17 protein-coding genes are annotated in these 14,558 nt (G+C 41.6%); all 17 read right to left on the reverse strand.

Annotation, left to right across the window (positions count from 1 at the left end; genetic code table 11):
- Positions 1-3: 3 nt before the first annotated feature.
- The gene (locus FPV17_RS11400; RefSeq protein ID WP_035398381.1) at positions 4-495 is read right to left on the reverse strand and encodes a Rieske (2Fe-2S) protein; all 492 of its coding nucleotides are present in this window, start codon (positions 493-495) and stop codon (positions 4-6) included.
- Positions 496-618: 123 nt separating this feature from the next.
- Complete coding sequence (locus FPV17_RS11405) at positions 619-1,086, reverse strand: YpiF family protein (protein WP_144559061.1); 468 nt, start codon at positions 1,084-1,086, stop codon at positions 619-621.
- 60 nt (positions 1,087-1,146) lie between these two features.
- Complete coding sequence (locus FPV17_RS11410; RefSeq protein WP_144559062.1) at positions 1,147-1,695, reverse strand: ReoY family proteolytic degradation factor; 549 nt, start codon at positions 1,693-1,695, stop codon at positions 1,147-1,149.
- Positions 1,696-1,809: 114 nt separating this feature from the next.
- Entirely contained in the window at positions 1,810-3,063 is a 1,254-nt protein-coding gene (locus FPV17_RS11415; RefSeq protein WP_144559063.1) for a tetratricopeptide repeat protein, read from the reverse strand.
- A 278-nt stretch (positions 3,064-3,341) separates the two neighbouring features.
- Positions 3,342-4,433, reverse strand: a complete 1,092-nt coding sequence (locus FPV17_RS11420) for a prephenate dehydrogenase (protein WP_144559064.1) — start codon at positions 4,431-4,433, stop codon at positions 3,342-3,344.
- A 26-nt stretch (positions 4,434-4,459) separates the two neighbouring features.
- Positions 4,460-5,557 carry a histidinol-phosphate transaminase gene (gene hisC / locus FPV17_RS11425; RefSeq protein WP_144559065.1) on the reverse strand — a complete coding sequence of 366 codons (1,098 nt, stop codon included), beginning with the start codon at positions 5,555-5,557 and terminating at the stop codon, positions 4,460-4,462.
- Between the two features lie 68 nt (positions 5,558-5,625).
- Positions 5,626-6,435, reverse strand: coding sequence for a tryptophan synthase subunit alpha (trpA, locus tag FPV17_RS11430; RefSeq protein WP_144559066.1), 810 nt, complete (start codon positions 6,433-6,435; stop codon positions 5,626-5,628).
- Complete coding sequence (gene trpB / locus FPV17_RS11435; RefSeq protein WP_035398581.1) at positions 6,428-7,630, reverse strand: tryptophan synthase subunit beta; 1,203 nt, start codon at positions 7,628-7,630, stop codon at positions 6,428-6,430. The genes trpA and trpB overlap by 8 nt, the downstream gene beginning before the upstream one ends.
- Positions 7,627-8,256, reverse strand: coding sequence for a phosphoribosylanthranilate isomerase (locus FPV17_RS11440; protein WP_035398583.1), 630 nt, complete (start codon positions 8,254-8,256; stop codon positions 7,627-7,629). The genes trpB and FPV17_RS11440 overlap by 4 nt, the downstream gene beginning before the upstream one ends.
- On the reverse strand, positions 8,253-9,020 hold the full coding sequence (gene trpC, locus FPV17_RS11445) for an indole-3-glycerol phosphate synthase TrpC (protein WP_144559067.1): 768 nt from the start codon (positions 9,018-9,020) through the stop codon (positions 8,253-8,255). Before trpC ends, FPV17_RS11440 begins: the two co-directional genes overlap by 4 nt.
- Positions 9,013-10,038 (reverse strand): anthranilate phosphoribosyltransferase, encoded by a 1,026-nt coding sequence (gene trpD / locus FPV17_RS11450; RefSeq protein ID WP_144559068.1) that lies wholly within the window; start codon positions 10,036-10,038, stop codon positions 9,013-9,015. The genes trpC and trpD overlap by 8 nt, the downstream gene beginning before the upstream one ends.
- Entirely contained in the window at positions 10,031-10,213 is a 183-nt protein-coding gene (locus FPV17_RS11455; RefSeq protein ID WP_035398591.1) for a hypothetical protein, read from the reverse strand. Before FPV17_RS11455 ends, trpD begins: the two co-directional genes overlap by 8 nt.
- A gap of 207 nt (positions 10,214-10,420) precedes the next feature.
- A complete protein-coding gene (aroH, locus tag FPV17_RS11460; RefSeq protein ID WP_035398593.1) occupies positions 10,421-10,789 on the reverse strand; it encodes a chorismate mutase in 369 nt (122 codons plus the stop codon).
- Between the two features lie 2 nt (positions 10,790-10,791).
- Entirely contained in the window at positions 10,792-11,871 is a 1,080-nt protein-coding gene (gene aroB, locus FPV17_RS11465) for a 3-dehydroquinate synthase (protein WP_144559069.1), read from the reverse strand.
- Entirely contained in the window at positions 11,871-13,043 is a 1,173-nt protein-coding gene (gene aroC, locus FPV17_RS11470) for a chorismate synthase (RefSeq protein ID WP_144559070.1), read from the reverse strand. Before aroC ends, aroB begins: the two co-directional genes overlap by 1 nt.
- An 81-nt stretch (positions 13,044-13,124) precedes the next feature.
- Complete coding sequence (locus tag FPV17_RS11475) at positions 13,125-13,913, reverse strand: CheR family methyltransferase (protein WP_035398595.1); 789 nt, start codon at positions 13,911-13,913, stop codon at positions 13,125-13,127.
- Positions 13,914-14,074: 161 nt separating this feature from the next.
- Positions 14,075-14,518: a nucleoside-diphosphate kinase gene (gene ndk, locus FPV17_RS11480; protein ID WP_144560481.1), complete on the reverse strand. Its 444-nt coding sequence runs from the start codon at positions 14,516-14,518 to the stop codon at positions 14,075-14,077.
- Between the last annotated feature and the right edge of the window lie 40 nt (positions 14,519-14,558).

Raw genomic sequence — 14,558 nt, forward strand, 5'->3', positions numbered from 1 at the left:
CTCCTAGTCTCTTCGGTTTACCTCTCCAAGGTATACGGTTCCATTTTCAACACTGACTTCAAACACATCTAACGGTCGACGTGGTGGTGTACCAGGTACGTTTGTACCATCCTCTGTAAATCGACCACCGTGGCACGGACACGCAAATTCGCTCTCATCTTCGTTATAAGCAATTGTACAACCTAAGTGTGTACAAACTGATGAAAGCGCGATAACGTCGTCGCCATCTAAATAGATGTATGCTTCTTGCTCAACGGTTGATTCATACCAAGAATCTTGTTGGCTAAAGCTCCATGTGAATCGCTGCGGCGTATCTGTTAAATCGTCTAGCTCGCATACCGCTTCCATAGAAGACTCAGCGCCTGCTTTTAATGCAGGATCAAGGGCAAAACGAACCATGGGCATTAACATACCTGCAGCCATAAATCCACCTACTCCTGTGAGCGTGTACGATAAAAATTGCCGTCTCGAAACTTTGTGCTCTCTTTCGCTCACTTCTAAACCTCCTAACAGTTCAAAATCGACCAAGTTTAGCTTGGTATCATACAGATTAATACTAGGACGTTACTATCATACTATAACCGCATACATTAAGCAATATGAGTTAGAATAGCGCTTTCAGCGTTTTTTTTGCCATAACCCCGTAATTAACGGTAAAATTTGTTGCATTTGATCATCCATGACTTTTTTTCTGTTTTTTTGTTCAATGTATTCAAGAGCAATTGATGGTACGTACACCAATTGTAACGGCTCTAATGCTTGTTCATCCTGCTTCCAATTCGCATCTGATGTTAGCAAAATCATGTAGTTGAATCCAGCGCCCTCTAATTCCGTCTGCCAAAGGTGTAGCCGCTCTTTTTTCCCTTCGGCTGATTCGGTATCATGATAGCTAAATGGTGGGAACAGCATAACCCGTCCTCGAAATTGACGTTCCATTTCCTCACTCAAAATTGTTGTAAATTCAGTCGCTTGAATGGTTGACTTAATATCTGCCGTTAACGATACTTTCACAAGGGGTACAATGGCTGTATCAACATAATCTCGGGATTGTAAATACGTATCGGTGTCTTCGGTTCTAAAGCGCATCTGACCACTTCCTTCCTCTTTTCTAGTATACCAAAAAAAACAGAGCCTTCGGGCTCTGTTTTAGGAGTTTTTTAATAAATGATTTAGTTTTTCGGTTAAGGCGAGAAACGCGTCTTTATCATGCGTATCTAACGCTTGATTAATTTCCTCATTTATTTTTTTTAACTGAAATTGGCGAATGCTTTCTGTTAAAACAACATCAGCCTCTGTTTCAAACCGTTGCTTTCGTTCTTTTGTTTCCGGTAAATACGGGTTGTCTTCAAGAACCGCTAGGTACTGCGCATGAAGTTCTTGGTCTTTAAAATGAAGTTCAATGTAAATCTCTTCCGTATGATTTAAGCGAATATCATGAAACGCTTTTTCACAGTCTGTTGTCACGTGATGCTGCTTTCGAAACGAAAATGGAACTGTGTCGATCCCTTGAGCAGAAATAACAAGTGCCTTTGGTGTTTCATCAGAACGATCTAAAAAATGAACTCGTTCCATTAAGCTATCATCGTTCATTAAATAATTTAGCAACCAAGCACACTCACGGCGTTTTAATTGATGTCGTTTGAGGAAACTACGCAAAAAAGACTTTTTATCCATTACAGGAATAATGCTACCCAATTGCTTTCTCCCCTTTCCTTTTATAAAAGCACCAAAAAAGATTCTCTTGTACTTTTCGCCTTAAGATACAGCATTCCCTTTTCTATCGACTTGAATTCTTTTCAACAAATCTTGTCATTCCTCGTGTTGAAGCTGGTCAATAAGCTCGATTAAGTCTGTTCTTGTCGGATCAACGTATAGCGCTTGTCTAAAGAACACAGCTGCTTTTTGACGTTTTCCTTCTTCTAAGAGAAAGTAGCCATATTCAATTAAAAAGTCAGCATCTTCCTTAAAAAATGGTTCCGCTTCTTCATATAATAGACGGGCTTCTTCATACGATTCCAATTGTGCTTTAGCAAAAGCGTGGTACCACGTTAGTACAGGATCATGTTCACCATGCTCTTGTACATATTCAATAAGCTCTTGTAGCTCTTCTGCTCTTTCTTCTTCCTTCAATAATGCAGCAAGTGCTTGTATGCTAGTCATATTTGAAGGGTTTAACGCCAAAGCTTGTCGAAAGTATTGCTCAGCACCGACGAGGTCATTCATTTTTGTCAACACTTGACCAGCCATCATTGGGAGTTGGTCATTAAATTCATCCATTCGAATACCATCTTTCAACGTCTCAAATGCCTCATCTAAACGATTTTCAGCCTCATATGCTTTTGCAAGTGGCACATAAACACTTGTAAAATCCGCATCTAAACTTTTTACCGCACCGAGCTGTTCAATAACAACTGGATAATCACCCTGTTGATAAGCAGTAAACCCAAAGCTGAATAACTGATCAGGCGTCATTTTATTTGTTTCCTGTTGATGATACAAATGCAAGGCCTCTTCAAATTGACCATTACCGCTATATGCTTCTGCCAATGATAATCCAACGTTCACTTCACCTAATTGAACATGAAGAGATTGTTTTAAATACGGAATCGCCTTATTGTATGCCCCTTGATTTAAATAGAATTCACCTAGCGCATAAATAAGGATCATTTCTTCAGGGTCTTTTTGCAAGGCGGCAAGTAACTTCTGTTCGGCAACTTCATCAAGAGCTTGCAATTGATACAAATCGGCAAGCAATAGTTGTGCTTGTACGAAGCTGTCATCTTTTACGCCAACTTCTAATAGTAATTCAATGGCTGCATCCTCTTGATCTTCGTCAATCATCATTTCCGCTGAAAGAATGGCTAAAGAGCCTTCATCTGGATAAAGTGACCGAAGTTCTTCCACAATGGTTCGTGCTTCACGAATGTGCCCAAGTTCGTAATAGAGCTCAGCCACTTCAAACCGAATTTGGTGGTTGTCTGATAGAGCATGTTCAGCTAAATACGCTAAAGCAGCTTCAATGTTTCCAGCCTCTATTTTAGAAAAAACATGTTCTTTCAACATAAATGTTCTTGCTCCTTTTCGTAACAAACGATATATGTTTATTTTATATGATCGCTCGTCGCAGGGGCAACCTTTCTGTTTCAGAAAAAAAACAAAAGATTTTTATGAATAGTATTGACTTTGTAAGCGTTTTCTTTTATTATCTAATTAGCGTATGGTTTCTCTCCACTCCTATCCATACATTTTAGCTTTTATAGCTAAACCCCCTTGAAAACGTAAGCGTTTTCAAGGGGGTTTTTTTATACAAGCGCCTGACCTACTTGACCAGACGCTTGTCACTATTGTTCGTAAATTTGATAATGCCGTTCCATTAGGACCGTCCGAGCGTGAGTTCGATCTTCTTCCGAGCGGAAGCTCAAACGTAAAACACCCATAATATCTTCTCTTGCCTCGAGAATTCGAATGTTGGTCAGATGAATTTTATTTTCTGCAAGGACATAGGTAACATCCGAAACAACTCCGAGATGATCCGGAACATCCACATATAAGTCGTAAAATGCCGGAATTGCCCCGCGAGACTTCTGCGGTAAACCTTCACGAACCTGACGGGCTCCTGCAAAGAAATGATAGATGCTCTCATGATCCTCGTTTTCAATTAATTCACGTATGCCATCCATATCTTGCTGCCACTCATTCATTAATCGAATCATTTCTTCTTTATTATGTACTAAAATATCACGCCACATAATAGGGCTTGCTGAGGCAATTCTTGTAATGTCTTTAAAGCCTCCAGCAGCAAGTGCAGTCACTTGATCATCTGTTGCTTGCATCTTTTCAAGTTGATGTACGAGTCCAGCTGCTACAATGTGAGGAAAGTGGCTGACAACACCAACAAGTCGATCGTGTCGCTTTGCATCTAGTTCAATAAATCGCGCCTTCGTCAATTTTAGAATATTTTTCAATGAAATCAATTCATCCCGAGACGTCTCTGCGGTTGGTGTTAAAAGATAGAACGCATTTTCAAATAAATGTTCTTGTGCTGCCGTAACACCAGACTTATGCGAGCCAGCCATCGGATGTCCACCAATAAAGCACACAGATGGTAACAGTCGCTCTGCTTGCTCGACGATTGTTCGTTTCGTCGAGCCTACATCTGTTAAGATGACGCCTTTTTTCAGTGCCATCGTACTTAGCTGTTCCATAATCTTTATTGTCACACCAACTGGCGTGGCAATAATAATGACGTCCGCACGTTCAGCACCATCCTGTAAACGTGTCACACGCTCATCAATAACCCCTAATTGATGTGCCATATTCGTTTCGTCCTCTGAAATATCATAGCCTAGCCGGTGAAAGGTTGAATCATTTTTCAAAGCAAGGGACAATGAGCCCCCAATTAGGCCCATACCAATGATAAAGATGTTCGTCATGCTGTGGTCCTCCCTGCACTACTTCATTAAGTTTTCCATGTGTTAAATATGGCCGGTGCCACTTTCAAAAAAGCATCATTTTCTTCCTTACTACCAATAGAAATCCGAATTCCAGTTGGATAACCTAATGCTTCACCGGATCGAAGAATAAACCCTTTTTCTAGAAACGCCTGAAAAAGTTGATTCCCTGGAATACTTGTTTCAACTAGAAGAAAATTGGTTTCGGACGGATAAACGAAGAAACCCTCCTCTTCAAAATAAGTTCTTAAACGCTGCCTCTCTTGCTCGTTCTTTTCTTTGCATAATTGAATAAATCCTTCGTCTTCCAATGCAGCCAGAGCTGCTTGATGTGCTATCGCATTATTATTAAACGGAGGTCTAACAGGGTCAATCGCTTGCGCCACGCTTTCACTCGCAATGCCATAGCCTACTCGTAAACCAGCCAATCCGTATGCTTTGGAAAACGTACGTAACACAACTAGCTGCGGATAAGCAGAAAGCAGCGATACGCTATCAGGATAATCAGCCATTGTCACATATTCGTAGTAAGCCTCGTCTGAAACGACTAAGCACTCTTTAGGAACACGATCTAAAAAGTGGACAAACGCTTCCCGACTTAACGCAACACCGTTAGGATTATTTGGATTGCACACCCAAACGATGCGCGTTTGCTCGTTAATCGCTGCAAGCATCGCTTCTAAGTCATGATTTCCACTGTTTGTAACTGGAATCTCAACAATTTCAGCAGCTTCAATAGTTGCATTTAATTTATATTGTGAAAAAGAAGGCGTAGCCATAACCGTATTGGTATCAGCCGATAAAAACCCTCGACATAGAAATTGTATGACTTCATCGGATCCATTGCCTAGAATAATTTGCTTTTCACTTACTTGATGTTTTGTTGCTAAAGCTTCCCGCAGCTCCGTTCCGTAGCCATCGGGATAAATAGCCGTTTCACTCGCAATCGTGGCGATTCTCTCAGCCACCTTTGGTGACGCACCATACGGATTTTCGTTTGATGCCATTTTTATAACATGATCTAATCCATACTCGCGCTTCACCTCAGCAATTGGTTTGCCTGGTGCATACGCAGGTAGACCACGAATTTGTTTTTTAACGAGCATGTCCACACCTACTTTCGATAGTCTTACTAGTTATCCTACGAAAAAAGAGCTTCTTCTTCAACATTCTTTTAATAAGAGGCCGTATTTATTCCTTGAAGCTCACCAATATACTGTTCAATCTCAGCAAGCGCTGCTTCTTTTTCTCTTTTGCTTAAAAGTCGTTCTCCACGCTTTTCAATCTCTTTCACAATCGCACTCCCAATCACAACTCCATCAGCATACTGTTGGATAGCATCTACTTGCTCACGTTTATGAATACCGAATCCAACAACACAAGGAACTTGAGCATGCTGCTTTACTATCTGAATAAAACGTTTTAAATCAGCAGGCAACTGATCACGAGCGCCAGTTACGCCTGTCGTTGATACACAATATAAAAAGCCGCTTGCAGATGAAGCAATCTTTTTTATTCGTTCTCTAGAAGTTGGAGCTACCATTGAAATAAAAGACAAGCCGTTTGCTTTACATAGTGATGCCAACGTCTGTGCTTCTTCAAAAGGTAAATCCGGAACGAGTACACCGTCTACTTCAAAGGTCGACGCCTGTTCTACAAATGTTTCAAATCCGTATTGATAAAGAGGATTCGCATACGTAAACAAAATAATGGGTACATGCACACCTTTTTTTCGGGCCAGTGGAATCATTTCTAAAATTTGCGGCAAGGTCGTTCCTGCCTGGATTGCTCGAATAGAAGCAGCTTGTATCGTGGGGCCATCCGCTAAAGGATCAGAGTAGGGCACACCTAATTCAATGACATCGGCCCCTTGCTTTTGTAATGAAAGCAATAGCGCAATCGTCACGTCAAGAGAAGGATCTCCTGCTGTAATAAATGGAATAAACAAATCATCCTTTTGTAACGCTTGGGTTAGTCTATTCATGAGCGGATTCTCCTTCGACGTTTTTATAAATGGTATGCATGTCTTTGTCACCACGACCGGACAAACAAATTAAAATCGTTTCTTTTTTACCTGCTTTACTTTGTTTAATCGCTTGAGCAACAGCATGTGCTGATTCCAAAGCACAAATAATGCCCTCGTGTTCAGCAAGCATACGCAAAGCAGAGAGGGCCTCTTCATCGGTTACCGCTTCATACGTAACGCGACCTGAATCTGCTAGATACGCATGCTCCGGACCAATTCCAGGATAATCAAGTCCAGCTGAAATAGAATAGGGCTCTATAATTTGACCTACCTCGTCTTGCAGTAAATACGTTAATGAACCGTGAATGATTCCTTTTGTTCCTTTTGTTAACGTTGCAGCGTGATGAGGAGAATGGACGCCGAGGCCAGCTGCCTCAACACCGACTAATGAAACATCGTCTTCGATAAACGGATAAAACATCCCAATCGCATTACTTCCTCCACCGACGCATGCAATAATGGTATCCGGAAATTCACCATAATCAGTAAGCATCTGCTCTTTTGCCTCGTCGCCAATGATCCGTTGAAATTGGCGAACCATTTTTGGGTAAGGGTGAGGACCAACGACAGAACCGATAATGTAAAACGTATCGTCAGCATTGGTTACCCAGTGCCGAATTGCTTCATTTGTAGCATCTTTTAATGTTTTACTTCCGCTTGTCGCTGGGATAACTTTCGCACCAAGAAGCTCCATTCGAAACACATTTAACTGCTGTCGCTCCATATCCGTTTCACCCATATAAATTAAACAGTCCATGCCAAATTTCGCAGCTACGGTTGCGGTCGCTACACCATGCTGGCCAGCACCTGTTTCAGCAACAATTTTCTTTTTACCCATTCGTTTGGCTAACAGTACTTGCCCGAGAGCATTATTTAGCTTGTGTGCGCCTGTGTGTACTAGATCTTCTCGCTTTAAATAAATGGAGACATTCCCTAGTGCTTTACTTAGCTGATCGGCAAATGTGATCGGAGTTTTTCGGCCTGCATAATTTGTTAACAATGTTGTTAATTCACTTGTAAACGCAGGGTCCGCTAATGCTTCATCCAAAGCCGCCTCTAATTCCTCAAGTGCACTCATAATTGTCTCTGGCACATATTGTCCACCATACTCGCCGAAACGACCTTGCTCAGTTGGATAAAGATTTGTTTTCATCTCTCGATCACCTCTTCAAGCTCTTCTATTGCCCGTATATTTTTTCGTCCGTTGCGCTCTATTCCGCTCGATAAATCTAAGCCAAACACGTTATATTGTTGTGCATCTTGAATATTTTCTTTGTTTATTCCACCAGCAATAAACAGAGGCGTTTCATATCGATTTGCAACTTGTATAAATGTAGGAATGCGTTCCCAATCAAATGTTTGCCCCGTTCCACCCCACGCTTGTGTGCTTTTTGTATCTAACAAAAGACCATCTACGTAAGGAGCATAACGATGAAGCTGCTCAACAGTACTATCATCAACATGGATCGCTTTCCAAAGTTCAATAGTTGGATAAGCATGTCGAACAGCTTTAACACTCTCCACAGACTCACTTCCATGAAGTTGAAGAACGTGGAAGATGTTCGCTTCTAAAAGGGGTTTTATTTGTTCTATTGTTGCATTTACAACAAGCGCAACATTTTTCTTTTCATGAGGAACAGACTGATTCCAATGCATCACATCATCAAGAAGTACTTGACGTTTACTTTTTGCAAAAACATAACCAATGTAATCACACAATGAGTGAGCGACAACTTCTAGATCTTCTTTCGATTGAATCCCACAATATTTTGTCTTCATTCCACTGTCCGCTCACTTGCAAACAAACTTTCAATGGCTTTAGAACGATCCGTCGCTTTCATTAATGTCTCACCCATTAACACACCATGAACACCTAGTCTCTTTAAATAAGTAAGGTCTTCTTTCGTACGAATGCCACTTTCTGATACAAGAACCGATTCTTGTGAAAGCGATGGTAAAATTAATTCCGTCTGTTTAATGTTCGTTTGAAACGTTTTTAAATTCCGGTTATTCACACCAACGATTTCTGGCTTTATATACTGAAGCAATGTTTGCGCTTCTTCTTCATCATGTACCTCTACTAGGCATTCAAGCCCTAATTCATATGCTTGTTCATAGAGCTCTCGTAGCTGGCTGTATTCAATAACACCTGCAATCAGCAAGATTGCATCCGCTCCGAGTCGATAGGACTCTTCAACTTGCTTCGCATCAATGATGAAATCTTTGCGCAAAACCGGAAGATTAACCGTGTCTTTTACTTGCTTGATATATTCTTTCTTCCCTTTAAAATAGGGATAATCGGTTAGCACACTAATAGCAGACGCACCAGCAGCTTGATACGATAGCGCAATACGTTTTACATCGAGGGTTTCAACCAAAAGACCTTTAGACGGAGACGCTTGTTTAATTTCTGCAATTAAACCGAGGTCATAAGTAGATTGAAGCAGGGCTTGTTTTAAACTCGTTCGCTTTACCGCTACAGGAGCTGGCATTTCTAACACACGCACTTCTTCTTTTTTAGTTGCAATAATCTGATCAAGCATGTTTTATCCCTCTCTTCTTTGATTGCAGCGAGGTCAAATAAAGTTGTGATTGCCCATTTTCAATTGCCCGCCTTGCCTCTTCAACACCAACTTGAATAGAAGATACGTAATCACCTGCATACAACGCAACACCTGCATTAAACGCTACAATATTAGTTGCTGCTTGCGGAGCTTCATTCCGGAGTACCTGATGAATTAAAGCAGCACTCTCAGCAGGGGTTTGTACACGGATGGATGCTAACGAACTACGGGTAAAACCAACATCTTCAGGCTTTATAGTATTGGCATGAATCTCACCTTGCTTCACATCAACAAGGTACGTTTCACCATGAATGGCACATTCATCAAGTCCATCTGCACCACTAACAACAACGGAGTGGGTTGTACCGAGTCGTTGTAATACGTGTCCAAATTGATCAGCGGTTGCCCGGCTATTTACTCCTACTAACTGGTGTTTTGCACCAGCTGGATTTGTTAACGGTCCTAAAAGATTAAAAATACTTCGAAAGCCTAGCTCTTTTCTCGTTTTCATTACGTGTTTCATAGAAGGATGATACAAAGGAGCAAACATAAAGCATAGTGACTGCTCTGTTAGCATATTTGCTGCTTCCGTCACCGATGTTTGAATATCAATATTAAGCGCTTCAAACACATCTGCACTTCCTGTTTTTGAAGACACAGAACGATTTCCATGCTTCGTCACAGGTATGTTCATTGATCCAAGAACAATTGCTGTTGCAGTGGAAATGTTAAAGGTACCAAGCCCGTCACCACCTGTTCCACATGTATCAATTGTCCGTTCTAGATGAATAGGAAATGGTTCAGCCATTCCCCGCATTGCCCGCGCAAAGCCAACAAGTTCATCTGTTGTTTCTCCTCTAAATCGGAGCAACGTCATAAAGCTAGCAATCTGGCTATCTGCTAATCGCCCATGCATGATTTCGCCCATAAGCAACTCTGCTTCTTGTTCACTTAATGTACCATTGTCTAAGCAGCGGTGTAACATCGCTTTAATCATGGCATACACCTGCATTTCGGATAAGGTGATCCCTACATACATAATAAAAACGAGACATAAAATTGGATAAAGGAATAACAGAAGGATGAAGCATTGTCGACTTTTGCTTACCGATTTGCTTCTTACGTGTTGTGCGTTTAATTACTTGAACATTAAGGGGATTTATTTTCTTCATTTACCACTCACTCCTTGTGATGTGAAAATGAAGAGCGGTTGGAGGATTGACGCATCTCCAAATACATTTATAGGAAGGGTTCTTTACTTCGTCTACATTCTCTCCGCTCTGCTCATTCTCAACTAATCTCTACTCTAAACTCTACTCATCTAATCTTGCTTGCACGTAGTCTAACGCAAAAAACCACTGACGTCAACCCATTATCACCTAGCCCTTTTGCAAGAGGTCTGGACGAAGCGTTATCGCCTCATTTAAGAAAGTATGACGAACATCTCGCTGATCCTGCTCCGTGTGAGCCGTCATCATAATCCGAATACAACGCGACAAACTTCCTTTCACAGGTATTTCCTGAGCGCACATAACTGGTACGAAATCAAAACCATTTAAATGACGTAAAGCTTTAGCTGGGAAGCAAGCATCAATGTCGTTTGTTACGGTAACAAGCACTTGCGCAATTTGTTCAGGCTTAATGTCATTATCCGCTACCATTTTTCGGAGCAAGCGCTCGGTCTCACGTTCAATTTCTGCTGCTTCATTTTTTTCAACTGTCGTCGCCCCACGAATGCCTCGCATCATAATTAATGGCCTCCTTTTTCTACTGTCAATTCCGCTACTAGCTCTTCTGCAGTAATTGGTTCAATTGTCGCTTTACCTAGTGCACTTAATAAAACGTAATGAAGCGTACCGTGACGCGCTTTTTTATCTTTCATCATTTGTGAAAGCAAATCGGTTATCTCTAGCGAAGACGGGATTTGAACGGTATAGCCAAGAGATTGAAACCACGCTATATACCGATCAGAAGCAAGATCAATGTTGTGCTTACGCTCACTAAGCTTTAATGCAAAAGCCATTCCGATCAGAACGGCTTCACCGTGGGTCACAGCACCATAGCCTAACTCTGCTTCAATTGCATGACCTAGCGTATGCCCAAAATTCAACATACCACGAATACCCAGCTCTTGTTCATCCTGCTGCACAATGCGCGCTTTTAACGCTACGGCTCTTTCAATCATACGTACGAGCGACTCGCCTTCGATGGACGTGAGCGAGTCAACTTCCTCTTCTAGCCATGTTAAGAAGTCCCTATCCGCAATAAAAGCCATCTTGACTATTTCAGCAAAGCCTGAACGCCATTCTTTTTCAGGAAGCGTTTGTAGAAGCTGAGGATCATAGAGGACAAGTTCCGGCTGGTGAAACAATCCCACCATATTTTTGCCTTTCTCTAAATTAATGGCTACTTTACCACCAACACTTGAATCATGTGCCAATAACGTCGTCGGTACTTGTACAAAAGAAATGCCACGCATATAGGTACCGGCTACAAACCCAGCTAAATCTCCTATGACACCACCACCAAATGCGATGATGACAGATGAGCGATCGAGCTGATATTCGAAGCAGTCATTTAACAAACGCTCGTATTGCGCAAATGATTTTGACTGTTCCCCACTAGGAACAACAGACACATGTACAGCTGTCTGCGTAAACGTTTGGAGAAACGATTCAAGATAATGTGTCGCAACCTGTTCATCGACAATAAGCATGTAACGAGAAGCTGGGGCCACTTTTTCAATAATCGATCCGGCTTGATTTAGCACACCTTGTTCAATTACCACATCATAGGTCTTTTTGTCTGTACATACATTGACTTTCATCATTAAAATAGCCTTGCTTTTTCATTGTGTCGCTCTATCGCTGCTTGAAGGTCCGAAAGTTGATCTGCCGGAAACGTATCTAGTAAGCTACTTGCAATTTCCCATGCCACGACATTTTCGCACACAACTGAAGCAGCTGGCACTGCGCAACTATCAGATCGCTCGACACCTGCATCAAACGCCTCTTTGGAATCAATATCGACACTTTTAAGTGGTTTATATAAGGTTGGGATTGGCTTCATGACACCTTTTACAACGACTGGCATACCGTTTGTCATTCCACCTTCAAAGCCACCTAGACGGTTTGTTTTTCGGCTATAGCCTGTTTGTTCATCCCAAATGATTTCATCATGAACTTGACTACCAGGTTTTCGCGCTGCTTCAAACCCTAAACCGATCTCAACACCTTTAAAGGCATTTATGCTCATGACAGCTCCAGCAATTTTCCCATCTAGTTTACGATCATAATGAACATGGCTCCCTAACCCAATTGGCAACCCTTCAACGACTACTTCAACGACGCCACCAATACTATCACCGTCTTGTTTTGCTTGATCAATTGCCGCCATCATTTTCGTGCCTGCTTCGTCATCAAGGCATCGGACTGGAGATGCTTCAGACCGTTCTTGAATTGTTTGAATGGAAAGCGACTCTTCCACATTTGCTTCGATACCACCGATTATTCTAACGTGACCAGCTACTTCAACTCCAAGCGCCCGTAAAATAACTTTCGCAAGCGCCCCACAAGCGACTCGAACCGTTGTCTCTCTCGCTGAAGAACGCTCTAATACGTCACGCATGTCACGATGACCGTATTTTATTGCTCCATTCAAATCTGCATGACCTGGCCGTGGTCGTGTTAAGCGACGTCTCATTTTTTCTTCTTCTTCTTTTGAAATGGGAGCTGACCCCATAATTTTTGTCCAGTTTTTCCAATCATTATTTTCAACAACGAACGTAATCGGAGCCCCTGTTGTATAGCCGTGTCGAACCCCGCTCATAATCTTCACTTGATCCTTTTCGATTTGCATCCGGCGTCCTCGACCATATCCACCTTGCCTGCGAGAAAGTTCCCGATTAATATCCTCTTCCACCAGGCGGATTTGAGCCGGAACACCTTCTATAATTGTAGTTAATTGCGGCCCGTGGGATTCACCAGCTGTAAGAAATCTCATTATGTCCACTCCTTCTACCAATTGCTTTATCACTTTTACGCGCTAAATTATATTCGATTATACCAACTATGACGCAATTTTTCAATTTGTTTTCTGATAAAAAAAAGGAGCTATTGCTTTTAATCCATATGTATGAGGGTGAAAAATTTGCTCTGTACTCCCTACAAACAGAAGTCCCCCCTCTTTTAAAGCATCACTTAGCTTCCGGAAAATGCGTTCTTTCGTTTCTTCAGTAAAGTAAATGCATACATTTCGACAAATAACCATATCCATCTGTTTTGGGAAAGCATCATGGATTAAATCCAACGTAGAAAATGACACCATATCTTTTATCTCATCTACGACGCAAAAATCAGACTCTTCCTTTTGAAAGAAGCGATTTAGCATCTCTTCTTCCATAACGGTTTTTGCTGCTTGCGTCGAATAACGACCTTTTTTCGCTTTTAGAATCATCTGTCCATCTAAGTCTGTTGCTTGTAGCTGATTAGACACTAGTGGTAACTCATGTCGCTTACAGAGCATCGCTACTGTATAGGCTTCCTCTCCTGAGGAACACGCGGCGCTCCAAATGGCCAATGGTTTTTTTGTCAGTGCGTGACGAGCAGCTAGCCAATCCGCTACACGTTCCCAGCGATCTGCATTTCGAAAGAAAGATGTTACATTAATAGTCATTTTTTCTTTACATTCAGATAAAAGATCTGGGTTTTCTTTTAGCGCTTCTCCATATGCCTTCATGCTGCTCATTCCATGCTTCACACTCAATGTGCGCAAACGGCGTTCCATTTGTGAGCGTTTATACGCTTGCAAGCGGATGCCTGTTAAGGTTGCGAAAAGATCAGAAAAGGCTTCATAATCATCTTGATACTGCATATTCAAACGCTCCATCTCTCTCATTTTACCTAATAGTGTACCACGAAAATGCTTTAATCGGGTACAAGCGTCCTTCAAAAGGATGCAGCATACCATAATAAAAAGGTACGAAAGGATGAAAAGACATCCTCCCGTACCTCTTTAACGCTTGTGAATGATGCTTACACCCAAACGTTTGTATTTTTTTCATATGTTGATAGCTCTTCTTCAGAAAAGAATATGCCAATTTCACGATCAGCACTTTCAGTTGAATCAGAACCATGGATCACATTCATACCAACTTGAATTGCATAATCTCCACGAATAGAGCCTGGTGTTGCCTCAGCTGGATTCGTCGCTCCGATTAAATGGCGAGAGATTTTCACAACTTGTTCGCCTTCCCAAACCATTGCAAACACTGGACCAGATGTAATAAAAGTAACGAGCTCATTAAAAAAGGGCTTTTCACGGTGTTCACCATAATGAGTCTCAGCTGTTTCTTTGCTTAATGTTACAAGTTTCCCTGCTACAAGTTTAAATCCTTTTTGCTCAAAACGAGAAACAATTTGTCCGATTAAATTACGTTGAACTCCATCAGGCTTAATCATCACATATGTACGTTCCAACATTCCAACCCCACTTTATTTAGTTTATTCGGTAACTCTT

The sequence above is a fragment of the Shouchella miscanthi genome, assembly GCF_007725405.1.
Classification (GTDB): Bacteria; Bacillota; Bacilli; order Bacillales; family Bacillaceae_D; genus Shouchella; species Shouchella hunanensis.